Annotated in this window: 24 protein-coding genes; 14 read left to right on the top strand and 10 right to left on the bottom strand. The window is 72.2% G+C overall.

From position 1 onward, the window contains the following. Position 1: 1 nt before the first annotated feature. From ACFQVC_RS20795 to ACFQVC_RS20780, 4 genes are all read right to left on the bottom strand, one after another. Positions 2-1042 carry an aminotransferase class V-fold PLP-dependent enzyme gene (locus tag ACFQVC_RS20795; protein WP_381832132.1) on the bottom strand — a complete coding sequence of 347 codons (1041 nt, stop codon included), beginning with the start codon at positions 1040-1042 and terminating at the stop codon, positions 2-4. Between the two features lie 125 nt (positions 1043-1167). After that, positions 1168-1878: a DsbA family oxidoreductase gene (locus ACFQVC_RS20790; protein WP_381832130.1), complete on the bottom strand. Its 711-nt coding sequence runs from the start codon at positions 1876-1878 to the stop codon at positions 1168-1170. A gap of 162 nt (positions 1879-2040) precedes the next feature. Then, positions 2041-2529, bottom strand: a complete 489-nt coding sequence (locus ACFQVC_RS20785; protein ID WP_381832404.1) for a GNAT family N-acetyltransferase — start codon at positions 2527-2529, stop codon at positions 2041-2043. Between the two features lie 110 nt (positions 2530-2639). Then, the gene (locus tag ACFQVC_RS20780; protein ID WP_381832127.1) at positions 2640-4211 is read right to left on the bottom strand and encodes an aldehyde dehydrogenase (NADP(+)); all 1572 of its coding nucleotides are present in this window, start codon (positions 4209-4211) and stop codon (positions 2640-2642) included. 203 nt (positions 4212-4414) lie between these two features. On the opposite strand from ACFQVC_RS20780, the gene ACFQVC_RS20775 reads away from it, so the two are divergent. The 6 genes from ACFQVC_RS20775 (at position 4415) to ACFQVC_RS20750 (ending at position 10567) form a co-directional block, all read left to right on the top strand. Beyond that, positions 4415-5188: an IclR family transcriptional regulator gene (locus ACFQVC_RS20775; RefSeq protein WP_381832124.1), complete on the top strand. Its 774-nt coding sequence runs from the start codon at positions 4415-4417 to the stop codon at positions 5186-5188. Between the two features lie 2 nt (positions 5189-5190). After that, positions 5191-5667, top strand: a complete 477-nt coding sequence (locus ACFQVC_RS20770) for a GNAT family N-acetyltransferase (protein ID WP_381832121.1) — start codon at positions 5191-5193, stop codon at positions 5665-5667. A gap of 86 nt (positions 5668-5753) precedes the next feature. Further along, complete coding sequence (locus tag ACFQVC_RS20765; RefSeq protein WP_381832118.1) at positions 5754-6863, top strand: hypothetical protein; 1110 nt, start codon at positions 5754-5756, stop codon at positions 6861-6863. Next, the gene (locus tag ACFQVC_RS20760; RefSeq protein ID WP_381832115.1) at positions 6863-8278 is read left to right on the top strand and encodes a sensor histidine kinase; all 1416 of its coding nucleotides are present in this window, start codon (positions 6863-6865) and stop codon (positions 8276-8278) included. The genes ACFQVC_RS20765 and ACFQVC_RS20760 overlap by 1 nt, the downstream gene beginning before the upstream one ends. After that, positions 8275-8940: a response regulator transcription factor gene (locus ACFQVC_RS20755; protein ID WP_381832112.1), complete on the top strand. Its 666-nt coding sequence runs from the start codon at positions 8275-8277 to the stop codon at positions 8938-8940. Before ACFQVC_RS20760 ends, ACFQVC_RS20755 begins: the two co-directional genes overlap by 4 nt. A gap of 181 nt (positions 8941-9121) precedes the next feature. Beyond that, positions 9122-10567: a peptidoglycan D,D-transpeptidase FtsI family protein gene (locus tag ACFQVC_RS20750; RefSeq protein WP_381832109.1), complete on the top strand. Its 1446-nt coding sequence runs from the start codon at positions 9122-9124 to the stop codon at positions 10565-10567. Here the strand turns inward: ACFQVC_RS20750 and ACFQVC_RS20745 are convergent. The 5 genes from ACFQVC_RS20745 to ACFQVC_RS20725 form a co-directional block, all read right to left on the bottom strand. Then, a complete protein-coding gene (locus ACFQVC_RS20745; RefSeq protein ID WP_381832106.1) occupies positions 10560-10916 on the bottom strand; it encodes a VOC family protein in 357 nt (118 codons plus the stop codon). The two genes, ACFQVC_RS20750 and ACFQVC_RS20745, sit on opposite strands and share 8 nt — an antisense overlap. A gap of 111 nt (positions 10917-11027) precedes the next feature. Beyond that, complete coding sequence (locus ACFQVC_RS20740) at positions 11028-12524, bottom strand: NCS2 family permease (RefSeq protein WP_381832103.1); 1497 nt, start codon at positions 12522-12524, stop codon at positions 11028-11030. 97 nt (positions 12525-12621) lie between these two features. Further along, complete coding sequence (locus ACFQVC_RS20735; protein WP_381832100.1) at positions 12622-13230, bottom strand: TIGR03086 family metal-binding protein; 609 nt, start codon at positions 13228-13230, stop codon at positions 12622-12624. A 92-nt stretch (positions 13231-13322) separates the two neighbouring features. Then, complete coding sequence (locus ACFQVC_RS20730) at positions 13323-14474, bottom strand: hypothetical protein (protein WP_381832097.1); 1152 nt, start codon at positions 14472-14474, stop codon at positions 13323-13325. After that, positions 14471-15460 (bottom strand): 5-dehydro-4-deoxyglucarate dehydratase, encoded by a 990-nt coding sequence (locus ACFQVC_RS20725; RefSeq protein WP_381832094.1) that lies wholly within the window; start codon positions 15458-15460, stop codon positions 14471-14473. Before ACFQVC_RS20725 ends, ACFQVC_RS20730 begins: the two co-directional genes overlap by 4 nt. A gap of 278 nt (positions 15461-15738) precedes the next feature. Between ACFQVC_RS20725 and ACFQVC_RS20720 the strand changes: the two genes are divergently transcribed. The 6 genes from ACFQVC_RS20720 (at position 15739) to ACFQVC_RS20695 (ending at position 21892) form a co-directional block, all read left to right on the top strand. Next, positions 15739-16548, top strand: coding sequence for an NAD-dependent epimerase/dehydratase family protein (locus ACFQVC_RS20720; RefSeq protein WP_381832091.1), 810 nt, complete (start codon positions 15739-15741; stop codon positions 16546-16548). 323 nt (positions 16549-16871) lie between these two features. After that, the gene (locus ACFQVC_RS20715) at positions 16872-17636 is read left to right on the top strand and encodes a DeoR/GlpR family DNA-binding transcription regulator (RefSeq protein WP_381832088.1); all 765 of its coding nucleotides are present in this window, start codon (positions 16872-16874) and stop codon (positions 17634-17636) included. A gap of 131 nt (positions 17637-17767) precedes the next feature. Continuing rightward, positions 17768-19135 carry an ABC transporter substrate-binding protein gene (locus tag ACFQVC_RS20710; protein WP_381832085.1) on the top strand — a complete coding sequence of 456 codons (1368 nt, stop codon included), beginning with the start codon at positions 17768-17770 and terminating at the stop codon, positions 19133-19135. Next, on the top strand, positions 19132-20073 hold the full coding sequence (locus tag ACFQVC_RS20705; RefSeq protein WP_381832082.1) for a carbohydrate ABC transporter permease: 942 nt from the start codon (positions 19132-19134) through the stop codon (positions 20071-20073). Before ACFQVC_RS20710 ends, ACFQVC_RS20705 begins: the two co-directional genes overlap by 4 nt. Continuing rightward, positions 20070-20903, top strand: a complete 834-nt coding sequence (locus ACFQVC_RS20700) for a carbohydrate ABC transporter permease (RefSeq protein WP_381832079.1) — start codon at positions 20070-20072, stop codon at positions 20901-20903. Before ACFQVC_RS20705 ends, ACFQVC_RS20700 begins: the two co-directional genes overlap by 4 nt. After that, positions 20900-21892 (top strand): zinc-dependent alcohol dehydrogenase family protein, encoded by a 993-nt coding sequence (locus tag ACFQVC_RS20695; protein ID WP_381832076.1) that lies wholly within the window; start codon positions 20900-20902, stop codon positions 21890-21892. The genes ACFQVC_RS20700 and ACFQVC_RS20695 overlap by 4 nt, the downstream gene beginning before the upstream one ends. Before the next feature lie 71 nt (positions 21893-21963). Here ACFQVC_RS20695 and ACFQVC_RS20690 read toward each other — a convergent pair whose 3' ends face one another. Next, positions 21964-22548 carry a TetR/AcrR family transcriptional regulator gene (locus ACFQVC_RS20690; protein ID WP_381832073.1) on the bottom strand — a complete coding sequence of 195 codons (585 nt, stop codon included), beginning with the start codon at positions 22546-22548 and terminating at the stop codon, positions 21964-21966. A gap of 105 nt (positions 22549-22653) precedes the next feature. Here ACFQVC_RS20690 and ACFQVC_RS20685 point away from each other — a divergent pair, with 105 nt between their 5' ends. Both ACFQVC_RS20685 and ACFQVC_RS20680 read left to right on the top strand, forming a co-directional pair. Continuing rightward, on the top strand, positions 22654-23652 hold the full coding sequence (locus tag ACFQVC_RS20685) for a DMT family transporter (protein ID WP_381832070.1): 999 nt from the start codon (positions 22654-22656) through the stop codon (positions 23650-23652). A 7-nt stretch (positions 23653-23659) separates the two neighbouring features. Next, the gene (locus ACFQVC_RS20680) at positions 23660-24892 is read left to right on the top strand and encodes a TerD family protein (protein ID WP_381832067.1); all 1233 of its coding nucleotides are present in this window, start codon (positions 23660-23662) and stop codon (positions 24890-24892) included. The last annotated feature ends 178 nt before the right edge of the window (positions 24893-25070 follow it).

The raw sequence follows: 25070 nt of genomic DNA, 5'->3' as shown, positions 1-25070 counted from the left end.
TTCAGCCGGAGAGCGCGTCGAGCAGCCGGTCGACGTCCGCCGCCGAGTTGTACAGGTGGAAGGCGGCCCGCAGATTGCCCGCGCGGTCGGACACCTCGATCCCGGCCCGGCTCAACTCCGCCTGCCGGGCGCCGAGGCCGGGCACGGACACGATCGCCGAGCCGGGCGCGGGGACCGGCTCGTGGCCGAGCGATGCCAGTCCTGCCAGGAAGCGGGCGGCGAGCGCGGTGTCGTGGGCGTGGATCTCCTCGACTCCGGTCTCCTCGATCAGATCGAGGCCGTGGCGTGCGCCGACATACGCGAAGAGGCTGGGGCTGACGTCGAACCGCCGTGCGGAGTGGGCGAGTTCCTCGATCGGGCCGTAGCAGCTGTCCCAGGGGCGCTCGCCCGCCACCCAGCCCGCGAACACCGGGGTGAGGCCGCCGAGGTCCTCGGGCACGACCAGGAAAGCGACGCCGCGCGGGCAGAGCAGCCACTTGAAGCCGACCGCCACGGTGTAGTCGTCCGCGCCGGCGTCGAGGGGCAGCCAGCCCGCCGACTGCGATGCGTCGGCCAGCGTACGGGCGCCGTGCGCGCGGGCGGCGGCCCGCACCGCGGCGAGATCCGCCAGCCGGCCGTCCGCGGACTGCGCCGAGCTGAACGCGACGAGGGCGGTCCCCGGCCGCACCGCCTCCGCGAGCCCTTCGAGCGGCACGGTGCGCACCTTGAGGTCGGCGCGCACGTGGAACGGCATCACCAGCGAGCTGAAGTCGTCCTCGGCGACCAGGACTTCGGCGCCCTGGGGCAGCGAGGCGGCGATCATCCCGACGTACACGGCGACGGAGTTACCGGTCGCCACCCGTGCCGCGGGCACCTGTGCGAGCCGGGCGAACCCGGCCCGCGCGGCCTCCACGTCGGCGAACATATCCGTGGCGCGGCCGGCCGCGAGGGCGGTGACCGCGTCCTGCATGGCGCTCACTGCGGCGGCCGGGATCAGGCCGGTGCTCGCGGTGTTCAGATACGTCGTCTGCGGCGCGAAGGCCGCACCTCCCAGGCTCTCCATGGCTCTACTGTGCGGTGCGCGCCAACTCCCCGTCCATTGCGAATTCTTCCGGGGAATCCCTAAGAGTCGCTTATACGTGGCGGCTGACCTGCGGGGGCGGGAGTACGGGCGGCCGGCGCGAGCGGCTACTTCTGCGGTACGTCGCAGCCCGCGGGCCCGCAGGCCTCTCCCCCGGCCACGCCGACGGAGGTGAGCGGCGCACGGTCGCCCCAGGCCTGTTCGAGTGCCTGCGTGAAGACCTCGGCGGGCTGGCCGCCGGAGACGCCGTAGCGGCGGTCGAGGACGAAGAAGGGCACGCCGGTGGCGCCCAGTTCGGCGGCCGCACGCTCGTCCTCACGGACGTCATCGGCGTAGGCCGTGTCGTCCGCGAGCACCGTCCGCGCCTCGGCCTCGTCGAGCCCCGCCTCGACGGCGAGCGCGACCAGCACTTCGGGGTCGAAGACCGAGCGCTCCTCGGCGAAGTTGGCGCGGTAGGCGAGCGCGAGCAGCTCGGCCTGGCGGCCACGGGCCCTGGCCAGGTGCAGGAGGCGGTGGATGTCGAAGGTGCTGCCGTGCTCACGGCCCTCGGTGCGGTAGGCGAGCCCTTCGGCGCGGGCGTTGCCGGCCACGTGCTCCTCCATGGCCCGTGCCTCGTCCTTGGTGCGGCCGTACTTCTCGGCCAGCATGTCGACGACCGGAGCGGTGTCGCCCTTGGCCAGGCCGGGGTCGAGCTCGAACGAGCGGTGCACCACCTCGACCTGGTCGCGGTGGGCGAAGGTCGCGAGGGCCTGCTCGAAGCGGGCCTTGCCGATGTAGCACCACGGGCAGGTGATGTCGCTCCAGATCTCGACGCGCATCTCTCTTGTGCCTTCTCTCCTGGGGGCGGGGCGGGGCGGGCCTCTGCGGCCGAGCCCGGGTCTGCCGGCTCGGGCCGGTGACCGCGAGCGGTCCGGAGGCCACCTCCGTTCCCGCTGAACGTCACGTCGGGGGCCGTGCATTCCCCCGCCCGCGCCCCCGGCTCACAGTCGCCGGTGCATGACGTGCAGGCCGATCCGCCCCCGCGTGGGGTGCTCGAACGCCTCGGGCACCGTCCCGATCACGGTGAAACCGAGGGACTTCCACAGGGCGAGGGCGGGGTTGGTCTCGACGACGGCGTTGAAGACCATCGCCTCGTACCCGTCCTTCGCGGCCTGCTCCAGGACGTGCTCGGCCAGCCGGCGCCCGATGCCGCGCCCGGCGTGGGCGGGGTCGACCATGAATCCGGCGTTGGCGACGCGGGCCGCAGGACCGCCGTAGTTCCGCTTCACATACGCCGAGGCAAGGACGTGCTCCGGAGCGCTCTCGTCGGCCACCGCGAAGACCCGGGCGCCCGGCCCCATCCACAGGGCCCGCGCCGCGTCCTTCGGGGTGTCCCGGTCCCAGGCGTAGGTCTCCCCGGCTTCGACGATCTGCCGCCAGAACGGCCAGATGCGCTCCCAGTCCCGCTCTTCGGCATCCCTGATGATCAGCATGCGCCGAGTCTCGCAGAGGCCTTCGCGGCGGCGTGCTCCCGGCGTCAGCCGGCCGGGCCGGTCACGTCCGCCGAGCGCGGCCCTCGTCCCACCGCGGGCGCCCGTGGTCACGGTGCCGTCGGTGCCTGTTCCGTCGGGCCCGGCTCCATGCGGCCGTCCACGCGGCGCGGGAGCCCGAGCGGGTTGGCGTCGTGGAGCTCGGCCGGCAGCAGGGCCGCGGGGGTGCTCTGGTAGGCGACCGGGCGCAGCCAGCGTTCGATGGCGGTGGAGCCCACCGATGTGGAGGTGGAGGTGGTGGCCGGGTAGGGGCCGCCGTGCTGCTGTGCGGGGGCGACGGCGACGCCCGTGGGCCAGCCGTTGACCAGCACCCGCCCGGCGAGCGGGGTGAGCACGGCGAGCAGCTCGGCGCCGCGGCCCGCCGGGTCGCCGGCCTCCGCCGTGGACAGCTGCAGAGTCGCGGTGAGGTTGCCGGGCAGCCGGGAGAGCACCGCAGTGATCTCGGCCTCGTCGGTGTAGCGGGCGACGACCGTGACCGGGCCGAAGCACTCCTCCAGGAGCAGGTCGTGCGGTCCTTCGGCGGCGAGCCGGGCGGCCGGCACGCTGAGGAAGCCGGCGCCCACGGTGTGCGCGCCGCCCGCGCCGGGCGTCACGGGGGCCTCCACGTCCGGCAGCCCGGCCCGCTCCCGTACGCCCGCGACATACGCGTCCCGCATCCGGTGGTCGAGCAGCACACCCGCCTCGACCTCGCTGACCTCGTGGGTGAGGGTCTTGAGCAGCCGGTCGCCGTTCGCCCCCGCGGGCGCGAGGACGAGGCCCGGCTTGGTGCAGAACTGGCCGACGCCGAGCGTCATGGAACCCGCGAGCCCCTCGCCGATCTGCTCGGCGCGCTCGACGGCCGCGGCCTCGGTGACCACCACCGGGTTGAGGGAGCCGAGTTCGCCGTGGAAGGGGATGGGGTGCGGGCGGGCCGCGGCGGCGTCGAAGAGCGCGCGGCCACCGCGTACGGAACCGGTGAACCCGGCGGCGGTCACCAGCGGATGCCGTACGAGTTCCACGCCCGCGTCGAAGCCGTGCACCAACTGCACGACCTCGCCCGGCAGTCCGGCCCGCTCGGCGGCGCGATGCAGGGCGTCGACGCAGAGTTCGGAGGTGGCGGGGTGGTCGGGGTGTGCCTTGACGACCACGGGGCAGCCCGCGGCCAGCGCGCTCGCCGTGTCGCCGCCGGGCACGGAGAAGGCGAGCGGGAAGTTGGAGGCCGCGTATACGGCGACGACACCGAGCGGCACCTTGAGGCGGCGCAGATCCGGCCAGGGCGGGGTCTGGGCGGCGTCGGCGTGGTTGATGACGATATCGAGATACGCACCTTCGTCCACGATGTCCGCGAACGACCGCAATTGGTAGGTGGTGCGGGCGAGTTCACCGGTGAGCCGGCCGGGGCCGAGGGCGGTCTCGGCGTCGGCGGCCTCGATCACATGGCCGGCGCTCTCGTCGAGGAGGTCGGCGGCGGCGCGCAGGAACGCCGCGCGGCGGGTGCGGTCGGCGAGGGCGGTGCGCACGGCGTGGGCGGAGCGCACGGTCTGGTCGATCTCCTCGGGCGTGGCCTCGACGGCAACCTGCTCACGCGGCTTCCCGGTACGGGGATCGACACTCCAGACTGATGCGGGGACGGGTGCTGCCACGGCCGGTTCCTCCAGATGTGACCAGATATGAGGTCAGGTGTGACCAGGTGCGAGGCCGCCATGAGACCAGAAGATGGGCCACCATGGGACCGGATGTGATGCCGCCGACATGCTGCCACGATCAGGGGCGTTCGATATGGTGAACGCCGTCTCCGATGGTGAACCCGGAGGCTATGTGCAGGCGAACGAAGGGGTCAAGGGCGATGTCGGCTGCCGACACCGGCGGTGGGGCGCAGGTCAAGTCCGCTGTGCGGACCGTGGAGTTGCTCGAGTATTTCGCAGGCCGGCCCGGAATGCACTCCCTGGCGGCGGTCCAGGAGGCCGTCGGCTACCCCAAGTCCAGTCTCTACATGCTCCTCCGCACGCTCGTGGAGCTCGGCTGGGTCGAGACGGACGCCACAGGCACGCGGTACGGCATCGGCGTCCGCGCCCTGCTCGTCGGCACCTCCTACATCGACGGTGACGAAGTGGTCGCGGCCGCGCGCCCGACCCTCGACCGGCTCTCCGACGACACCACGGAGACCATCCACCTGGCCCGCCTCGACGGCGTGAACGTGGTCTATCTGGCCACCCGCCAGTCCCAGCACTATCTGCGGCCCTTCACCCGCGTCGGGCGCCGGCTCCCCGCCCACTCCACCTCGCTCGGCAAGGCACTGCTCGCCACGCACACCGACGAGCAGGTACGCAAGATGCTGCCCGAGACGCTCGCACCGCTGACCGAGCACACTCTCACCGACCGCGAGCAACTCATCGAGGAACTGCACCAGGTGCGCGAGCAGGGCTTCGCGGTGGACCGCGAGGAGAACACCCTCGGCCTGCGCTGCTTCGGCGTGGCCATCCCGTACCGCACCCCCGCGCGCGACGCCATCAGCTGCTCGGTGCCGGTGGCCCGGCTGACCCCGGGACATGAGCAGATGATCAAGGACGCGCTGTTCGACGCCCGTGACCGCCTGACGCTCGCCACCCGGAGGCTCTGAAAGTGACCGTGTCCCTGAGGGCAGTGCACGACAGCGATCTGCCGGTGTTCTTCCGGCAGATGAACGATCCCGAGGCCGCCCGCGTGGCCGCGTTCACCTCACCGAAGGCCGCGGACTGGGACCACTTCCAGGGGCACTGGGACCGTATCCGCACCGCCGCGGACACCGAGGTCCGCACCGTCCTCGCGGACGGCGACGTGGTGGGGCACGCGGCGGTGTACGGCGAGCCGGGCGAGCGCGAGGTGACGTACTGGATCGACCGCCCGTCCTGGGGCCGCGGCATCGCGACACGTGCGCTGCGGGCACTCCTCGCCGATGTCCGGGAACGCCCGCTGTACGCTCGCGCCGCTGCGGACAACTTCGGGTCGATCAGGGTCCTGGAGAAGTGCGGCTTCCTGGTCACGGCACGCGAGAGCGGCTACGCGGAGGCCCGCGGCGAGGAGATCCCCGAGGTCGTCATGCGGCTCGACGGGGCCTGACGGGCAGGCCGTCTCCCCCGTGCGGTGGAGGCGGTTCATCGCCTGGCAGGAGGTCCACCGGTTCGCCGGCCGGGAGCGTGGTGGGCATGACATCGCAGAGCACCTCCACCGCAAACGCCGCCGCTACCGCCACCGCCGCCTCCACCACCCCGGCACCGCCGGCGGCCCCCGCCGCGCCACCTCCCGGCCGCTTCCTCAAAGCCGTCCGGGCCGTCGCCGTTCTGGCCTGTCTGCCCTATGTCGCGCTCAAGGTCGCCTGGGTGGCGGGCAGCGAGGTCGGCATCCCGCGGGGCAGCTCCCTCCTGGACGACCGCGCCACCATGGCCGTCGCCAACAGCCTGACCGTGCTGATGGACGCCGCCGTGGTGGTGCTCGCCCTGCTCCTCACCCAGGCCTGGGGCATGCGTGTGAAGGCCTGGCTCCTCGCGCTGCCGATGTGGGCGGCGACCGGGCTGCTCGCGCCGATCATGGTGGGCTTCCCGCTGCAGCTGCTGGTACGGGCGCTCGGCGGCGGCAGCTCCACAGCCGCCGCCGACGGATCGGGGGCGTTCCTCGACGAGTGGGTCTTCGGCGTCGTCTACACCGGTTTCATCGTGCAGGGCCTGGCCCTGGGCGTCCTCTTCACCGCGTACGCCCGTCGCCGCTGGGGCCGGCTGTGGCGCGGCAGCGTGGGGGAACTGCCCTGCTCCGGCAGTACCCGGGCCGCACAGCGGACCGCCGCCACGGCCGCCGCGGTGCTCGCCCTGCTGCCCGCCACGATGCACGCGCTGTGGGCCTGCGGGGCGGCAACCGGACTCGACAGCGGCCGGATCGCGCAACGTACCGGCGACTTCCACGCCGTGGAAGCCATGCACGTGCTGTTCGCCGCCGCCACCGTCGCGGGCGTCCTGATGCTCGCCTTCCGCCGCGGCCGCACCCTGCCCCTGAAGGTGCCGCTCGCCCTGGCCTGGGTGGGTTCGGGCGCGATGGCCTGCTGGGGCGGCTGGCTGAGCCTGGCCGCGCTCACCGGCGTCGAGGACCTCGCCGACCGGCCGACCGCCCTGATGAGCCTGACCTACGCTGTCCAGATGATCGTCGGGATGCTCGTGATCACCATCGGCGCCTACTTCTTCGCGGAGCGAACCCACCGCGCGGAGAGCGCCCACTCCACGGAGCGAACCCACTTCACCGAGCACGCCGCGGCCCGGCGCCCCTGATGAGCCCGAGGGGCGCGGCGAGCGCGGCAGGCGTGTCCGGCGCGGCCCGTGTGCTGTTCGGGCGGCGGGCCAGGCTCCGCTGGGTCCATCTGGTGCTCGGCGGCGCCCTGTTGATGCCGTACATCCTGCTCGCCACGGTGTTCGTCGGTCCGCTCTTCCCCGCCGAGCCGGTCCTCCTCGGCTCGCTCGGGCTGCAGCTGACCGCCTACGCCGTGGCGCTGCCGCTCGTCGCGCTCACCGCCCTGTTCCCGCTCGCCAGGTCACTGTCGGCGGCTCTGGTACAGGCCCTGTGCGGGGTGCCGGGCGAGCAACTGGCCGAGGGGCCCGCGCGGTCGCGGGCGGCCCGGGTACGCACGGCGGGCTGGTGCACGCTGCACCTCGGCGTCGGCGCGGTCATCAGCGCGATGACACTCGCGGTCCCGCCGTTCGCCCTCGTCCTGATCGTGCTTCCGCTCGTCCCCGCCCTGCGCGACTCACGCCTCGGTGTGCCCGAACTCTTCGTCGGCTCCTGGGGGTTGGCGCTCGCCCCGGTCGCCGGCGCCGCCTGTCTGATCGCCCTCGCGGCCTGTGCGGCGGGGGCCGCGGCGCTGCTCGCGCGGTGGGCGCCGGCGCTGCTCGGGCCGACGCCCGCGGACCGGCTCGCGGCGGCCGAGGCCCGCGCCGCCGACCTGGCGGTGCAGGGCCGGCTCGCACGGGAGCTGCACGACTCGGTGGGCCATGCCCTGAGCGCCGTCACACTGCAGGCGAGCGCCGCCCGCCGGGTGCTCGACAGCGACCCCGGCTTCGTCCGCGAGGCGCTCGCCGCGATCGAGGACACGGCCCGGCGCACGGTCGGTGAACTCGACGCGGTACTCGGCCTGTTGCGGCCCTGCGACGAGAGCGCCGCGCCGGGCACGGCCGCGCCGACGCTCGCCGCCGACCTCGACGCACTGCTCGCCCGCACCCGGGCCGCGGGCCGGTCCGTCGACGCAGCGGTGAACGCGGATCTGGCGGCGCTGCCCGCCGTCATCGGCCGCGAGGCGTACCGCATCGTCCAGGAGGGCCTCAGCAACGCGCTGCGGCACGCCGACGGGGCACCGGTGACCCTGCGGATCGCCCTGGCGGACGGGGAGTTGGCGCTCACCCTGACCAATCCCCTGGTACCTGGTGGCGCCCCGCACCCCGACGGCGCCCCGCACCCCGACGGCGGCCCGCGAACCGGCGGCGGCCGCGGCCTGCGCGGTATCGAGGAGCGCGCCCGGCTGCTCGGCGGCAGCTCGCGGGCAGGGCCGTCACAGGCCGGGCCGCCATCGGCCGGACCACCACCGGCCGCTCCGGCACAGGCCGCCCCGGCACAGGCCGCCCAGACACAGCCCGAATCGTCCGGCGCGGTCTGGACCCTGCACGTACGACTCCCCGTGGAGAGCTCGCCATGACCGACACCCCCGTCCTGCGCATCGTGCTCGCCGACGACGAGCGCATGGTGCGCACCGCCCTGCGGGTCATCCTCGACGCCGAGCCGGGCTTCGAGGTCGTCGGTGAGGCCGCGACCGGGGCCGAAGCGGTGTCCGTGGTGCGCGCGGCGCGGCCCGACGTCGTCCTGATGGATGTGCGGATGCCGGAGATCGACGGCATCCGCGCCACCGAGCAGATCCTCGCCACACTGCCCGAGCCGCCGCGCATCGTCGTCGTCACGACCTTCGAGAACGACGCGTACGTCTACGACGCGCTGCGCGCGGGCGCCTCCGGGTTCCTCCTGAAGCGGGCCGACGCGGATCAGCTCGTCCAGGCGGTGCGCCTGGTGGCGACCACCGATTCGCTGCTCTTCCCCGCCGCGGTGCGCGCCCTGGCCGCCGAGCACGCCAGGGCCCGCCCGGCGCCGCCCGCCTGGGTGGCCCGGCTCACCGAGCGCGAGTCGACGGTGCTGCGCCTGATGGCGAAGGGCCTGACCAACGCGGAGATCGCCGGCCTCCTCGGCGTGGGCCCGGCCACGGTGAAGACCCACGTGGCGTCGGTGCTCGCGAAGACGGGCACCCGGGACCGCACCCAGGCGGTGATCGCGGCGTACGAGGCGGGGCTCGCGGCGGACTCATCGTGAGCCGAGGACCGAGGACCGAGGACCGAGGACCGAGGGGCGAGGGGCGAGGACCGAGGGCCGAGCGCCGAGCGCCGAGGGCCGAGCGCCGTGACATAGGCCACGACATGCCCCGATATGAGAAGAACCTGAGAAACCCGGCAGCGCGGAACGATCCGCTCCGGTCCGTTCGTCATCCAGTGGGATGAACAAGACGATCAGGCGCGCTTCGGTCTTCTCGCTGCTGCTCGTGCTCGCCCTCCTGATCCGGGCGACGTGGGTGCAGTTCTACGACGGCAAAGCGCTCGCAGACGACAAGCACAACCGGCGGAACGCGATCGAGCAGTACGCGTACCCGCTGGGCAACATCATCGTGGCCGGCGACCCGGTCACCGGCTCGGAGAGGACCAAGGGCAGCGACCTCGCGTACAAGCGCACGTACACGAACGGCAAGCTGTACTCGGCCGTGACCGGCTACAGCTCGCAGGTGTACGGCGCCACCCAGCTGGAGGGGATCTACAAGGACCTCCTCGACGGCACGGACAGCAAGCTGAAGAACCCCGTCGACACGGTGACCGGCAAGCGGGCCGACCCCGGCGATGTGGTCACGACCCTCGACCCGGCCGTGCAGAAGGCCGCGTATGAGGCGCTCGGCGACACCAAGGGCGCCGCCGTCGCCATCGATCCGGCCACCGGCAAGATCCTCGGCATGGTCTCCACGCCCTCGTACGACCCGTCGAAGATCAGCGGGAGCACGGACGGGGACGCCTGGAAGCAGCTCGGCGACGACCCGGAGAAGCCGATGGTCAACCGGGCCATGCGCCAGCCGCTGCCGCCCGGCTCGACGTTCAAGCTGGTCGTGGCGTCGGCCGCGCTGGAGAACGGGCTCTACGGCTCGGTCGACGAGAAGACGGACAGCCCCAACCCGTACACGCTGCCCGGCACCAGCACCCCCCTGAAGAACGAGAACGCCTCGGCGCCGTGCGAGAACGCCACGATCCGCACCGCCCTGCAGTACTCCTGCAACAACGTCTTCGCGAAGATGGCCGCCGACCTGGGCCAGGACAAGGTGAAGGCGATGGCGGACAAGTTCGGCTTCGACGACAAGGAGCAGGACGTCCCGGTGCGTGCGTCGGAGAGCGTCTACCCGTCCGGCATGGACAAGGCGCAGACCGCTCTGACCGGTATCGGGCAGTTCGATGTGACGGCGACGCCGCTGCAGATGGCGATGGTGTCGGCGGCCCTCTCCAACGGCGGCGAGCTGGTCGACCCGCACATGGTCTCCAAGATCACCGATGGTGACGGCTCCACCCTGCAGGACTTCGGCGACGCCGCGTCGAAGCGGGTGGTGAGCGCGGCCACCGCCGAGCAGCTGCAGTCGGCGATGGAGACCGTGGTGTCCAAGGGCACCGGCTCCAACGCCCAGATCTCCGGCGCGACGGTGGGCGGCAAGACGGGCACGGCGCAGCACGGCGAGAACAACTCCAAGACGCCGTACGCCTGGTTCACCTCCTACGCCAAGGGCTCGGACGGCAAGCAGGTCGCCGTCGCCGTCCTGATCGAGGACTCGGGCGCCGCCCGCTCCGAGGTCAGCGGCAACGGCCTGGCGGCGCCCGTGGCGAAGGCGATGATGCAGGCCGCGCTCAAGTAGCGGCGCGCTGGGCCAGGGTCACCGTGTTCCCCGCCGGGTCGGCGAGCGTGGTGACCCGGAAGCCGCCCTCGGTGTCCTGCGGCTCGGCGACGTCGAGGCCGCCCGAGCCGAGGACGGCGGCGTACTTGTCGACGTCGCTCACGGACAGCGTGAGCAGTCCGGCGCCGGCGCGGTCCGGGTCGCGGAAGACCTGGATCGCGCCGGCCCCGCCGAGATACCACTCCGCGAGCCCTTCCATGGGCTCCTGGTCCGGGCCACGGCCCAGGAGCGCTTCGTACCAGTCGAGGGCCGCGTCGAAGTCGGTGACGCAGATGACGGCGTGGACCTTCTCGATGCCCTTGTTCGGCATGGGAGTTCCCCTCGCTCGGTGCGCGGACAGCCTCGCTCCTTGTGCGCGGGCGGCTGCCTGACGGCTGCCCGCCGTGACCGCCACGATGCCCCCGATTCCCCGCGAGCGCACTCACTTCACCCCGAGCAGCTGCTCCAGCGGGTCGATCGCGAAGTACACGAGGAACAGCGCCGCCGCGCCCCACAGCAGCCAGTGCACGTCCCTGGCCTTGCCGAGGACCGTCTTGATGACGACGTACGCGAGGAAGCCGGCGCCGATGCCATTGGTGATCGAGTACGTGAAGGGCATCACGACGACGGTCAGGAACGCCGGGATCGCCAGGTCCCAGCGCTCCCAGTCGATGTACCGCACCTGTGCCATCAGCAGGAATCCGACCGCCACGAGCGCGGGCGCGGCGGCCTGCGCGGGCACGACCGTCGCGAGCGGCGCGAAGAACAGGGCGAGCGCGAAGAGCGAGCCGGTGACCAGGTTGGCGAAGCCGGTGCGGGCGCCCTCGCCGACGCCCGCCGCGGATTCGATGTAGGAGGTGCTGGAGGACGCGGATGCGGCGCCGCCGGCGACCGCGGCGGCCCCGTCGATCAGCAGCACCCGGCCGAGGTTCGGCACCCTGCCGCGCTCGTCGAGGAGCCCGGCCTCGCTGGAGATGCCGACGACGGTGCCCATGGTGTCGAAGAAGTCGCTGAGGATCAGGGTGAAGACCAGCAGGACGAGGGTGATCACACCGATCTGCTCGAAGGCACCGAACGGGCTGAAGGCGCCGACGAGCCCGAAGTCCGGGCTCGCCACCACGTCGTCGGGCACGCTGGGTTCGGTCAGTCCCCAGGCGGCGGCCTTGATGTCCGCGAGTCCGTCGATGACGACCGCGAGCACCGTGGTGACGACGATGGAGACGAGGATCGCCCCGCGCACCTTGCGCGCGAGCAGCGCCACGGTGAGCAGCAGTCCGAAGCAGAAGACGAGTGCGGGCCAGCCCACGAGGCGGCCGCCGAGGCCGAGTTGGACGGGTACGGAACCGGTGTCGCCGGGGATGCGGGTGGCGAACCCGGCGTCGATGAACCCGATGAACGCGATGAAGAGGCCGATGCCGACGCTGATGGCGTGCTTGAGCGCGGCGGGCAGGGCGTGCATGACCGCTTCCCTCAGCCCTGTCACCACCAGAACGCAGATGAGCAGCCCTTCGAGGAAGATCAGGCCCATGGCGTCGGGCCAGCTCATGAGCGGGGCGATCTGGAAGGCGACGACGGCGTTGAGTCCGAGTCCGGCGGCGAGGGCGAGCGGCAGATTGCCGCCGACCCCCATGATCACGGTCATCACGGCGGCCACCAGGGCGGTGACGGTGACCAGTTGGGCGGGGTCGAGCTGGTCACCGAACTTGTCCTTGGCGCTGCCGAGGATGATCGGGTTGAGCACGAGGATGTACGCCATCGTGAAGAAGGTGGCGAACCCGCCGCGTATCTCCCGCGCGTACGTCGAGCCGCGTGCGCTGATCCTGAAGAACCGGTCGACGGCGCCGGGAGCCCCTCCTCGTGGCCCGTCCGTCTTGTCCTCGATCTGTTCCGGCTGTTCCGGCTGTTCCGGCTGTTCCGGCTGTTCCGGCTGTTCCGGCATGGCACTCCTCGGCAGGGACGGCAATCCGTGGTGGCTGGATTGTTCCCCTGCGAGGGGCGGTTCAGGTTTTCGGCGTGTTACGCGCGACGGGCGCGGCTCACGCGTTCGGCCGGACCGGCGGGGTCCAGTCGGGAGCACGACCGCTGAGGCCGATCACCCGCTCCAGGAGCGGCGCCTCGTCCGGTACGTCGACGACCGGCCCGAAGATGTCCCCCCGGGACTCCGGGTCGCGGGAGGCGTCGAGCAGCGCGTACGACACGGCCAGGCTCTCCGGGTCCGGGGCATAGCTCTGGCCCGTGGACCGGGCCAAGTCCCAGCCGTGCACGACGAGTTCATTGAGAGCCACCTGGCCCGCGACCTCGCCCGGCAGCGTGACACCGCCGGCCCGCGTCTCGCCCTCCCAGGCGGCCGGGTCCCGCCAGGCCTCGGCGAGTTCGGCGAGCACCTTGGGCAGTTCGGCGCGCCAGCCCTCTTCGATGTCGGGCGTGACGGCGCCGGGATCGGTGTCGGTCGTCGGCCCGAGCTCCTTGCGGGCGGCGTCCCGGAAGGCGGCGCTCAGCTGCACGAGGTGGCCGAGGAGGTTGCGTACGGCCAGGTCGTGACAGGGGGTCGGATCCTCCAGCTGGATGTCGCGGACGTGGTCGGCGAGGTGGGCGACGAGGCGGGTCTGGGCCGCGAAGTCGAGGGTGCCGGGCTTGTCTGCCATGGGGGTCTCCTGGTCAGTAGGTCTCTCCTGCTGTGACTACTGAGACTCCCGCCGGCCCGAGGACTCATCGCCGTACGGGGAAGAAATACCCCTCAGTGCTTCAGCGCCCCCCGCACCGCCGCCAGGTCCTCCGCCCCCGCCAACCCCGCGTGGTACAGGCGGAGTTCCGTCGCGCCGAGCCGCGCCGCGGCCTCCGCGTCCCGGCCCAGCGTTCCCGGGGAGCCGCCCATGCCGCTCACCACCGTGAGATTCGCCGCGATCACCTGCCCCTCGGAGACCGCCGCGAAGGGCGCCAGGAGTTCGGGCCCGCCCGTGCAGGGGACGACCACGCCGTCCGCGACGGACAGGATGTGCGCGGGATCGACCCCGGCGTTGGCTCCGCAGTGGTGGGGCACGGGGTCCGCGTGCAGCAGCACCTGGAACCCGGCAGGTGCCGCCGCGCGTACCGCCGCGACCACCTCCTCCTGGAGGGAGCGCGCCGCGGCCGTCCTGAACTCCAGTGTGGCGGCGGCGAGTTCGGCGCCGATGAGGTCGGCGATCGTGGCGTCCCCGAGGGCCGCGCCACGCCACACCGGTTCGAGCGCGCTCCGCACGGCGGCCGGGAGTTCGTCCGCCGCGAGCCCGAGTGCGGCGTACCCCTCGGCGCAGGCGGCGCAGAAGCACAGGGACATCAGGTACTGCGCGGCGTCGCCGAGCGGCACTCCGGCGATCTTGTCGTGGGCGTGCAGATGCGCGAGCCCGTACCAGCCGCAGGACTCCAGCTCGGTGCCGTGCGCGCCGGGACGGGCCGCGGCCTCGGCGGCGAGGTCGACGAGGTAGGCACGGGTGGCGGCCTGGGCGATACAGGGCGCCCAGGGGTAGCGGTCGCCGTAGGCGTTCACCACGGAGGTCTCCGGGTGGTCCGCGCCCATACGGGAGTTGTGGGCCAGGACGACCCAGGAGTGGACCTCGACGCCCGCGTCCGCGAGCGCCGCCGCGGCCGTGCCGAAGGCGTCGCCGGGGGCCCAGTCGCCGGCGGCGTACGGCCGCAGCTCGCGCCGCTGCCAGTGCGCGCCGGGCGGGTAGAGGACGGCGGCGTGCGCGGCCGTGACGATGCGGTGGCGCGGGTGGCGCGGGGTCAGGGCGCGCGTGGAGTGGTAGGCGGAGGCCAGCGTCACCTGCCGGACGCCGAGGTCCGCGATCCGGGCCGGGGCGTCGGGGTCGCCGTTGACGTCCCAGGGGTAGAGGAAGGCGGAACTCTTCACGCGACACCGCCTTGCGGACCCTCGGGCCCGGCAGCCGCGCCCGCGCCCGCCGCAGCGGCCGCCCGCCCCTCTTCGATCAGATCCGTCAGCGCCTTCACCGCCGCCTCGTCCGGTTCGGTCAGCGGCGGCCGCACCGGCCCGACGTCCAGGCCGCGCAGGCGTACGCCCGCCTTGACCAGGGACACCGCATAGCCGCGACCGGAGTCGCGCAGCCGCACCAGCGGGCCGTAGAAGCGGTCGAGGAGCCGGGTGGCGAGCGCCGTGTCCCCGGCGTTCAGGGCCCCGTGGAAGGCGAGGGCGACCTCGGGCGCGAAGCAGAAGGCGGCCGAGGAGTACAGGGTGACGCCGATGCCGTGGTAGGCGAGCTGGGTCCACTCGGCGGTCGGCAGGCCGTTGAAGTAGAGGAACTCGTCGACGCCTTCGCCTTCGGTGCGTACGGCGCTGATGATGCCCTGCATCAGGTCGAGGTCGCCGCGGCCGTCCTTGAGGCCGATGATCCTCGGGTGGCGGGCGAGCCGGGCCACGGTGGCGGGCGTGAAGACGGCGTTGTCGCGCTGATAGACGATGACGTCGAGGCCGGTGGCGTCGGCCAGTTCGGTGTAGTGCCGAAGGAGTCCTTCCTGTTCGGCCACGACCAGGTACGGCGGCATCGCGAGCAGCCCGTCGGCGCCGGCCTCCTCGGCGAGCCGTGCGTAGCGCACCGCGAGCGCCGTCCCGTAGCCCGCGGCCGCGACGACGGGCACCCGGCCCGCCGACTCCTCGACCGCGGCGGCCACGCAGGCCTGGAACTCCTCGGGCGTGAGCGCATGGAACTCCCCCGTGCCGCAGCAGGCGAAGACCGCGGCGCCGCCCGCGTCGATGCCGGCCCGTACGTGCGCGCGGTAGGCGCCGAGATCGACCGCGCCGTCCGGTCCGAAGGCGGTGACCGGGAAGAACAACGGTCCGCTGGGGATGCGGAGTCGGGCGGCGAGGGGGGCTGACGTCACGGGCTCTCCCTGGGCAGCGGCGGCCAGCTCGCACCCGGGGGGCTGAACGCCACCCCCGTGCACGTTTCTGATCCGCGTCCATATTTCTGAACCACGTCACGCTAAGACGGTATGCCTGCACCGGTCAAGCACATGAGCAGCTCAGGAACACCCCACTTCCGCTGCCCTCTTGACGGCCCCGGACACCCCTCCCTAGCTTGTCCACGCATGTGAATGCGAGCCAAGGGCGAGCCACGCAAGCCCATCGGTCACCGGTCCACTCACCGAGGAGATACGCCATGGCCGCCCCCCGCACCGTCCTGCTCACCGGCGCCGCCGGCGGCCTCGGCAGCCTGATGCGCGGTCTGCTGCCCGCCTACGGCTACGACCTCCGCCTCTTCGACGTCACGCCCATCGAGGGCGAGCCGGACGCCATCACCGCCGATCTCGCGGACAAGGACGCGCTGCGCGAGGCGGTGCGGGGCGTCGACGCGATCATCCACCTCGCCGGCATCTCCCTGGAAGCCCCCTTCGAGAAGATCCTCCGCTCCAACATCGAGGGGACGTACAACCTCTACGAGGCGGCGCGCGAAGAGGGCGTACGGCGCGTGGTGTTCGCCTCGTCGAACCATGCCGTCGGCTTCACCCCGCGCCCGCGCGCGGGCGAGCAGCCGATCCTGGTCCAGACCCCGCGGCGCCCCGACACGTACTACGGCCTGTCCAAGGCGTTCGGCGAGGACCTCGCCCAGTTCTACTGGGACAAGTTCGGCCTGGAGACGGTGTCCGTGCGGATCGGCTCGTGCTTCATGGAGCCCACCTCGGTACGCATGCTCTCCGTCTGGATGAGCCCCGGTGACGGCGCCCGGCTCTTCCACGCCGCGCTCACCGCGCCGGACGTCGGCCACACCGTGGTGTACGGCTCGTCCGCCAACACCCGCCTGTGGTGGGACCTTTCGAGCGCACGTGCCCTCGGCTACGAACCGCGGGACGACTCCGAGGGCTACGCCGAGAAGCTGATCGCCGAGCACGGCGAGCTCGATGACGCCAACCCGGACCACGCGTATCTGGGCGGTCACTTCTGCACCAACCCGCCGATCTGGCCGCACTGAGCGCCCGCGGCGGCCGGCGGGAGCGGCGGGCCCGATCGGGCCCCCGAGACCGAAACGGGCGCGCAACGGGCGCGCGCGGCCGGAGAACGGGCACATCCCTGATCACCCCCGGGCTCGCCCCCGAACCCCGGACGGGCCCTGTCTCAAGCGCCGGATGCGCTCCGGTCAGGCTCTGCCTGCCTGGGCGGCCGCCCCCGGGAAGCGGGCCGATACGGGCCGGATCCCCGCCGTAACAGGCCTGTTCGCCCAGGTGCATGGCCGGTAGAACTCTCCTCACGGGGCCCGAACGGGCATCGGGCCCGGGTCACAGGAGAGGAGTCGCGGTGAGCGCCGAGGAACGGCAGCGGGAGATCGTCAGGGCCGCGAGACGTGCGGGCAGCGTCGATGTCACCACGCTCGCGCTCCAGTTGGGCGTCGCCAAGGAGACCGTGCGGCGCGATCTGCGGGCCCTGGAGGACCACGGCCTGGTGCGCCGCACCCATGGCGGCGCCTACCCCGTGGAGAGCGCCGGTTTCGAGACGACGCTCGCCTACCGCACCACCATGCACGTACCCGAGAAGCGGCGGATCGCGGCCGCCGCCGCGGATCTGCTCGGCGACGCCGAGACGGTCTTCATCGACGAGGGTTTCACCCCGCAGCTCATCGCCGAGGCCCTGCCGGCCGACCGGCCGCTCACCGTGCTCACCGCGTCGCTCGCCACCGCGAGCGCCCTCGCGGAGGGCGAGAACGACACCAGCGTGCTGCTGCTCGGCGGCCGGGTCCGCCGCGGCACCCTGGCCACCGTCGACCACTGGACGACCCGCATGCTGTCCGGCTTCGTCATCGACCTGGCCTACATCGGCGCCAACGGCATCTCCCGCGAGTACGGGCTCACCACCCCCGACCCCGCGGTCGGCGAGGTCAAGGCGGCGGCCGTACGGGCCGCGCGGCGCCATGTCTTCGCCGGTATCCACTCCAAGTTCGGCGCCGTGAGCTTCTGCCGCTTCGCGCACGTCAGCGACTTCGAGGCGATCGTCACGGACAGCCAGCTGCCCGCCCCCGAGGCCCATCGCTACTCCCTGCAGGGCCCGCAGGTCATCCGCGTCTGACGGCGACCGCAACTCTCTCTCCCCCCGGCCGGCCGCGCACCGCCCCGCAATCCGTCCGGCCCCGCACCCCGGGGTCCGGTTCCGCACACCCGTCCCTCACCCGTTTTCCACCGAAAGGTCCAGGAGCACCCATGCGAACCACGAGCCGACGGAGGCCGCGCGCACCGCTCGCCGCGGCCAGTCTGGGCACGGTCGGCGCGCTGCTGCTCTCCGGCTGCTGGACCGGAGCCGGCGGGACCGGTTCCGGCGACTCCATCGACGTACTGATGGTCAACAACCCGCAGATGATGGAGCTGCAGAAGCTCACCGCCGCCCACTTCACCAAGAAGACCGGCATCAAGGTGAACTTCACGGTCCTGCCGGAGAACGACGTCCGCGACAAGATCAGCCAGGACTTCGCCAACCAGGCGGGCCAGTACGACGTCGCCACCCTCAGCAACTACGAGATACCGATCTACGCCAAGAACGGCTGGCTGCACGAACTCGGTGACTACGCGCGCGTGGACGAGGGTTTCGACCAGTCCGACATCCTGCCGCCCATGCGCCAGTCGCTGACCGCCGACGACGGCAAGCTGTACGGCCAGCCCTTCTACGGCGAATCGTCGTTCCTGATGTACCGCAAGGACGTCTTCGCCGAAGCCGGACTGACCATGCCGAAGCGCCCCACCTGGAAGCAGGTGGCGAAGCTCGCCGCCCGGGTGGACGGGGCCGATCCCGGCATGAAGGGCATCTGCCTGCGCGGACTGCCCGGCTGGGGCGAGCTGATGGCGCCCCTGACGAGCGTCGTGAACACCTTCGGCGGCACCTGGTTCGAGAAGGACTGGACGGCCCGCCTGGACGACGAGGGGTTCAAGGAAGCGACCCGCTTCTACGTCGGACTCGTCCGCGAGCACGGCCAGTCGGGCGCCGCCCAGTCCGGCTATGCCGAGTGCCTCAACAACCTCACCCAGTCCAAGACCGCCATGTGGTACGACGCCACGGCCGCCGCCGGTTCCCTGGAGGCCGCCGGATCCCCGGTCAAGGGCAAGATCGGCTACGTACCGGCGCCGGTGCAGAAGACCAGCAGCTCCGGCTGGCTCTACACCTGGGCCTGGGGCCTGCAGAAGGCCTCCCAGAACCCCGACAAGGCCTGGAAGTTCATCTCCTGGGCGTCGGGCAAGGGGTACGAGAAGCTCGTCGGCGAGAAGTTCGGCTGGGCGAACGTCCCGGCCGGCAAGCGCGCCTCCACCTATGAGATCCCGGACTACCGCACCGAGGCCGCCGCCTTCCAGGACGTCACCCGGCGGGCCATCGCCTCGGCCAGGCCGCGCGACCCCGGCGTACAGCCGCGGCCCGCGCCCGGCATCCAGTTCGTCGGCATCCCCGAGTTCACCGACCTCGGCACCAAGGTCTCGCAGGAGATCAGCGCGGCCATCGCGGGCCGTCAGTCCGTGGACAGCGCCCTGGCCAAGTCCCAGCGGCTCGCCGAGAAGATCTCCGAGGAGTACGAGGGACGATGACCGCCACCGCCGCACCCCCCGTCACCACCGCCGCCACCACGCGCGCCGCGAAGCCACCGGGCGGCCGGCTGCGCTCCTGGGCCACCAGGGCCCCGCTCCTGCCCGCCCTGGTCTTCATGGTCGTGGTCACCCAACTGCCGTTCGTGGCCACCCTGGTGATCTCCTTCTTCGACTGGAACGCCCTCTACCCGCAGGCCCGCAGCTTCGCGGGCCTCGCCAACTACACCGAGGTGCTCACCGACCCCGACCTGCGCCGCTCGGTGTTCACCACGATCCTCCTGACGGCGACGGTGGTCCTGGTCAGCCTGGGGCTCGGCCTGGGGCTCGCGCTGCTCCTCGACCGCCGCTTCCCCGGCCGCGGTGTCGTACGCACCCTGCTGATCGCGCCCTTCCTGCTGGTCCCCGTGGCCGCGGCCCTGCTGTGGAAGCACGTGCTCTACAACCCCGAATACGGCCTGTTCAACGGCCTGTTGGGTGTTGTGGGCGGCCCGCAGCCGGACTGGGTGTCGAACACGCCGCTGCTCGCGATCGAGGCCTCCCTGATCTGGCAGTGGACGCCGTTCATGATGCTGATCCTGCTCGCCGGGCTGCAGAGCCGCTCCCCCGAACTCCTGGAGGCGGCCCGTATCGACGGTGCGAACGACTGGCAGATCTTCCGCCATATGACGCTGCCGCATCTGCGCCGCTATCTCGAACTGGGCGCCCTGCTCGGCTCGATCTACATCGTGCAGAACTTCGACGCGGTCTTCACCATCACCTCGGGCGGCCTGGGCACGGCCAACCTGCCGTACACCGTCTACCAGTCCTTCTACCAGGCCCACGAGAACGGCCTCGCCTCGGCGGCGGGCGTCCTGGTCGTCATCGGCTCGATCATCATCGCGACCTTCGCCCTGCGCGTGGTGTCGTCGCTGTTCCGCGAGGAGGCGTCCCGGGTATGAACCTCCCCGCACGTATCAGGCGCTCAGGGCTCGGCGTGGTCGCCTGGCTGGCCGGTATCGCCTTCGCGCTCCCCCTCGCCTGGATGGCCCTGACCTCCTTCCACTCCGAGCAGGACGCGGCCACCAACCCGCCCTCGGTGGCGGCGCCGCTCACACTCGGCGGCTATCGCGAGTTCTTCGGCGCGGACGGCGGCGCGAGCCCCTGGCCCGCGCTCATCAACTCCACGGCGGCATCGGTCATTTCGACCCTGTGCGTGCTGCTCCTGGCCCTCCCGGCGGCGTACGCGCTGTCCATCCGCCCGGTGAAGAAGTGGACCGACGTCCTGTTCTTCTTCCTGTCCACGAAGATGCTCCCGGTCGTGGCGGGCCTGCTGCCGATCTACCTCTTCGCGAAGAACACCGGGTTCCTCGACAACATCTGGCTCCTGGTCCTGCTCTACACGTCGATGAACCTGCCGATCGCCGTGTGGATGATGCAGTCCTTCCTCGCCGAGGTGCCGGTCGCCGTCATCGAGGCGGCACGCGTGGACGGGGCGCGACTGCCGACGGTCCTGACCCGCGTGGTGGCGCCCATCGCCCTGCCGGGGATCGCGGCGACCGCCCTGATCTGCTTCATCTTCAGCTGGAACGAACTCCTCTTCGCGCGGGTGCTCACGGGCGTCGTCGCCCAGACCGCGCCCGTGTTCCTGACCGGCTTCATCACCAGCCAGGGCCTGTTCCTGGCGAAGGTGTGCGCCGCCTCGCTCGTGATCTCCCTGCCGGTGCTCGCCGCGGGGTTCGCCGCCCAGGACAAGCTGGTCCAGGGCCTGTCGCTCGGAGCCGTGAAATGAAGGCAGCCGTCATCGAGTCCATCGGCAAGGCCACCGTGGCCGAGGTCCCCGACCCGTCCCCGGGACCGCGCGAGGTCGTCGTGGAGGTCGCCGCCTGCGGTCTGTGCGGCACCGATCTGCACATCCTGCAGGGCGAGTTCGCGCCCTCGCTGCCGATCGTCCCGGGCCATGAGTTCGCGGGCGAGGTGGTGGGCCTCGGCAGCGAGGTGACCGGTCTGCGCATCGGCGACCAGGTCGCGGTCGACCCCTCCCTCTACTGCTACGAGTGCCGCTACTGCCGCACCGGCCACAACAACCTGTGCGAGCGCTGGGCCGCGATCGGGGTGACCACCGCGGGCGGCGCCGCCCAGTACGCGGTGGCCCCCGCCGCCAACTGCCTACGCCTGCCCGAGCACATCCGCACCGCCGACGCCGCCCTCGTCGAACCACTGTCCTGCGCGGTACGCGGCTACGACGTGCTGCGCGCCCGGCTCGGCTCCCACGTGCTGATCTACGGCTCGGGCACGATGGGCCTGATGATGCTGGAACTGGCCAAGCGGACCGGCGCGGCCCGGGTCGACATGGTGGACATCAACCCCGAACGCCTCACCACCGCACGGCAGTTGGGCGTCTCGGCGACGGCCGGGTCGGCGGACGAGCTCGACCGCCCCGCCGGCTGGGACATCGTGGTCGACGCCACCGGCAACGCGGCCGCGATCCAGGACGGCCTCGACCGGGTCGCGAAGGCGGGCACGTTCCTGCAGTTCGGCGTGGCCGACTACGCGACGACGGCGACGATCTCGCCGTACCGCATCTACAACCAGGAGATCACCGTCACCGGCTCGATGGCGGTTCTGCACAGCTACGAACGGGCGGCGGAACTCTTCGCCGCAGGCGTTCTCGACCCGGAGATCTTCATCAGCGACCGTCTGCCGCTCTCCCGCTACCCGCAGGCACTTGAGCAGTTCGCGGCGGGCGTGGGCCGCAAGACGGTGGTGATACCGGGCTGACCGATCAGCCCCGCGGGCCCGGTTACGGGAAGGGGCAGGGCGGGGCCGGGCGGGGCGGGGGCGGGGAATTCTCACCGCCCGCCACCCGCACGCTCCAAGGCCGCCGCAGCCATCTCCCGGGCCACCCCCGCCGCCTCCCGCACCACATCAAGACCGTTCAGCACGGTCGCCCCCTCGTGCAGAAGCAGCAACTCGTCCGCGAGCCGTCCGGGATCACCGGCCCCCGTCAGCTCGCACAACTCCCCCAGATACCCCCGCATCCACCGCTTCTGGCCGGCGATCACCGCCCGGCCCGGATGCCCCGCGTCCGCCAGCTCCGCCGCGGCGTTCACAAACCCGCACCCGCGCGGGTTCTCGCGCCGCATCCACTCCCCGAGCGCGTCGAACGTCGCGAGGATCCGCTCGGCCCCCGTGCCCCGCGCGCTGCGCTCGGTGAGCAGCGTGCGCCAGCGCTCGTCCCGCTCCCGCAGATACGCCGCGACCAGCGCCTCCTTGGAGCCGAAGCGGTCGTACAGGGTCTTCTTCGTGACCCCGGCCCGCTGGGCGATCAGGTCGACGCCGACGGCATTGATGCCCCGGCCGTAGAACAGCTCGGACGCCGCGTCGAGGATCTTCCGCGCGCCCGGGGTGAGGGCCTCGCCCGCTGTGGACGTCATGGTCGCCACCTCCTCCTCCCCTTGACTGTAAACCGATCTGTCTAGTTCACTCGAGAGCGTGAGGTAAACCGATCGGTTTACTCAGGTCTCTCCGTCAGGACACCCATGAGCGCCGCGAGCACCCCCGCCGCCCCTGCCTCCCCCGTCATCCCCGTCGGCCTGGTCGTCCTGTGGAGCTCCGGCTTCATCGGCGCCGAACTCGGCACCCGGCACGCCACCGCGGACACGCTCCTGATGTGGCGCTTCATCGCGGCGACCGCACTGCTCGGCGGCGCCTGGCTGATCCTGCGCCGGCTCGGGCTCGGGCTCGGGCACCGGCACACGGCCCTCCCGACCGGCCGGACCCTCGCCGGACAGGCCCTGATCGGGGCGCTCTCGCAGGGCGCCTATCTGGGCTCGGTCGTCTGGGCCGTGGGCCTCGGAGTGCCCGCCGGAACCTCCGCCCTGATCGCCGCGCTGCAGCCGCTCGCCGCGGGCGCCCTCGCCGGACCGCTGCTCGGGGAGCGCGTGACCCGGCGCCAGTGGGCGGGGCTGGCCGTCGGCCTCGCCGGGGTGGCCCTCGTCGTACGCGGCGACCTGGGCACCGCCACGGAGGCACCGCCCTGGGCCTACGCCCTGCCCTTCACCGGCATGGCCGCGCTGCTCGCCGCCAGCTTCCTGGAGCGGCGGGCCAAGTCGCCGCTCGGGCCCGTGGACGCGCTGCCCCTGCACTGCCTGACCAGCGCCGTCCTGTTCACCGCGGTCGCCGCGGCCGGCGGGCGCGCGGCCCCGCCCGCGGACCCGGGCTTCTGGGCGGCGGTCGCCTGGGTGGTGCTCCTGTCCACCGTCGGCGGCTACGGCTTCTACTGGCTCAGCCTGCGCCGCAGCGGCGTCACCCGCACCAGCGCGCTCATCTATCTGACCCCGCCCACGACCATGCTGTGGGCGTACGTCATGTTCGCCGAGGCACCGGGCGCGCTCGCCCTGGCGGGCACCGCGGTCTGCGTCCTCGGGGTCCTCACGGCGACGGTCGGCACCGGCACGGCGGGCACCGGGGCGGTGCGGGCAAACTCGCCGCAACTCGACGCCGAAGTAAGGGAACGGCAAAGCGGGGTGGTTCGTTAACCCGAGCATGACAGCTATGACCCCCGGCTCGAACATCCCTCTCTCCGCCTCCCGCGTGGCGGTGGACGTCGCCGCTCCGGTGCGGCTCGACGTATCGGGCCTGCTGCTCACCGCCGACGGCAAGGTGCGCTCCGACGACGACTTCATCTTCTACAACCAGCCCCAGGGCCCCGGTGTGAGCTACCGCTCGGGCGGCGGCACCGCACCCGACGCGATCATCGTGGACACGACGGCGGTCCCGGCCGGCATCGAGAAGATCGTGGTCACCGCGAGCCCGGACGCCGCGGGCCAGACCTTCCAGGGCATCGAGCCCACGGCCACCGTGCGCAACGCCGACGACGGCAGCGCCATCGCCTCCTTCACCCCGCCGCAGCTCGGCCCCGAGACCGCCCTGGTGATCGTCGAGATCTATCTGCGCAACGGCGCGTGGAAGGCCCGCGCCGTCGGCCAGGGGTATGCCAACGGCCTGGCGGGCATCGCCACCGACTTCGGCGTGAGCGTCGACGAGGAGCCCGCGGCCGCCCCCGCCGCCCCGGTGGCCCCGCCCGTCCAGACCCCGCCCCCGGCGCCCGCCGCCCCCGCGCCCGCCCGTGCCACGGCCCAGACGCCGCCGTCCGCACCGTCGGCACCGCCCGCGCCCGCCCCGGCGCAGCCCGGCACCGGCAAGATCAACCTGGACAAGGGCCGCGTCAGCCTGCAGAAGAACCAGACGGTGTCCCTGGTCAAGGGCGGCCGCCCGCTGCTCACCCAGGTCAAGATGGGCCTCGGCTGGGAGCCCGCGTTCCGCGGCAAGGACATCGACCTGGACGCCTCGGTCATCGCGTACGGCCCGCAGCGCAACCACATCGACAGCTGCTACTTCGGCAAGCTGTCGATCCTGAACGGCGCGATCAAGCACTCCGGTGACAACCTCACGGGTGAGGGCGGCGGTGACGACGAAGTGATCGTCGTCGACCTCGGCCGTCTCCCGCAGGAGGTCAGCGGTCTGGTCTTCACGGTCAACTCCTTCTCGGGCCAGAAGTTCAACGAGGTGGCGAAGGCCTACTGCCGTCTCATCGACGCGGCCACCGACGAAGAGCTGGTCCGCTTCGACCTGACCGGCGCCGAGCCGCAGACCGGCGTGATGATGGCGAAGCTGATCCGCCAGTTCTCCGGCGAATGGGAGATGACGGGCATGGGCGACTTCGTGAAGTCCCGCACCGTGCGCGGCATGGTGAAGCCCTCGGCCCAGGCGCTGTAGCCGGGACCGTCGCTGCAGCCGTAGCGGTCGGCAGACTCACGGCGAAGGGCGGGGTGGTCCCGGCAGGGGGCCGCCCCGCCCTTCCGTATGCGAGTCCACGCGCGGTGCAAGTCCATACGCCGTGCGCGTCCCCGCGCCACGCAAGCCCACCCGTCCACATGAGTCCAACAACCGGCCA

The organism is Streptomyces monticola, assembly GCF_042665355.1.
Classification (GTDB): Bacteria; Actinomycetota; Actinomycetes; order Streptomycetales; family Streptomycetaceae; genus Streptomyces; species Streptomyces monticola.
This window is presented reverse-complemented; position numbering and strand designations above follow the sequence as displayed.

Coding starts and splice junctions, on each gene's coding strand:
- ACFQVC_RS20795 (WP_381832132.1), bottom strand. CDS start 1,042: ATGGAGAGCCTGGGAGGTGCGGCCTTCGCGCCGCAGACGACGTATCTG.
- ACFQVC_RS20790 (WP_381832130.1), bottom strand. CDS start 1,878: ATGCGCGTCGAGATCTGGAGCGACATCACCTGCCCGTGGTGCTACATC.
- ACFQVC_RS20775 (WP_381832124.1), top strand. CDS start 4,415: ATGTCGGCTGCCGACACCGGCGGTGGGGCGCAGGTCAAGTCCGCTGTG.
- ACFQVC_RS20765 (WP_381832118.1), top strand. CDS start 5,754: ATGACATCGCAGAGCACCTCCACCGCAAACGCCGCCGCTACCGCCACC.
- ACFQVC_RS20760 (WP_381832115.1), top strand. CDS start 6,863: ATGAGCCCGAGGGGCGCGGCGAGCGCGGCAGGCGTGTCCGGCGCGGCC.
- ACFQVC_RS20755 (WP_381832112.1), top strand. CDS start 8,275: ATGACCGACACCCCCGTCCTGCGCATCGTGCTCGCCGACGACGAGCGC.
- ACFQVC_RS20750 (WP_381832109.1), top strand. CDS start 9,122: ATGAACAAGACGATCAGGCGCGCTTCGGTCTTCTCGCTGCTGCTCGTG.
- ACFQVC_RS20745 (WP_381832106.1), bottom strand. CDS start 10,916: ATGCCGAACAAGGGCATCGAGAAGGTCCACGCCGTCATCTGCGTCACC.
- ACFQVC_RS20740 (WP_381832103.1), bottom strand. CDS start 12,524: ATGCCGGAACAGCCGGAACAGCCGGAACAGCCGGAACAGCCGGAACAG.
- ACFQVC_RS20735 (WP_381832100.1), bottom strand. CDS start 13,230: ATGGCAGACAAGCCCGGCACCCTCGACTTCGCGGCCCAGACCCGCCTC.
- ACFQVC_RS20720 (WP_381832091.1), top strand. CDS start 15,739: ATGGCCGCCCCCCGCACCGTCCTGCTCACCGGCGCCGCCGGCGGCCTC.
- ACFQVC_RS20710 (WP_381832085.1), top strand. CDS start 17,768: ATGCGAACCACGAGCCGACGGAGGCCGCGCGCACCGCTCGCCGCGGCC.
- ACFQVC_RS20705 (WP_381832082.1), top strand. CDS start 19,132: ATGACCGCCACCGCCGCACCCCCCGTCACCACCGCCGCCACCACGCGC.
- ACFQVC_RS20700 (WP_381832079.1), top strand. CDS start 20,070: ATGAACCTCCCCGCACGTATCAGGCGCTCAGGGCTCGGCGTGGTCGCC.
- ACFQVC_RS20695 (WP_381832076.1), top strand. CDS start 20,900: ATGAAGGCAGCCGTCATCGAGTCCATCGGCAAGGCCACCGTGGCCGAG.
- ACFQVC_RS20690 (WP_381832073.1), bottom strand. CDS start 22,548: ATGACGTCCACAGCGGGCGAGGCCCTCACCCCGGGCGCGCGGAAGATC.
- ACFQVC_RS20685 (WP_381832070.1), top strand. CDS start 22,654: ATGAGCGCCGCGAGCACCCCCGCCGCCCCTGCCTCCCCCGTCATCCCC.
- ACFQVC_RS20680 (WP_381832067.1), top strand. CDS start 23,660: ATGACAGCTATGACCCCCGGCTCGAACATCCCTCTCTCCGCCTCCCGC.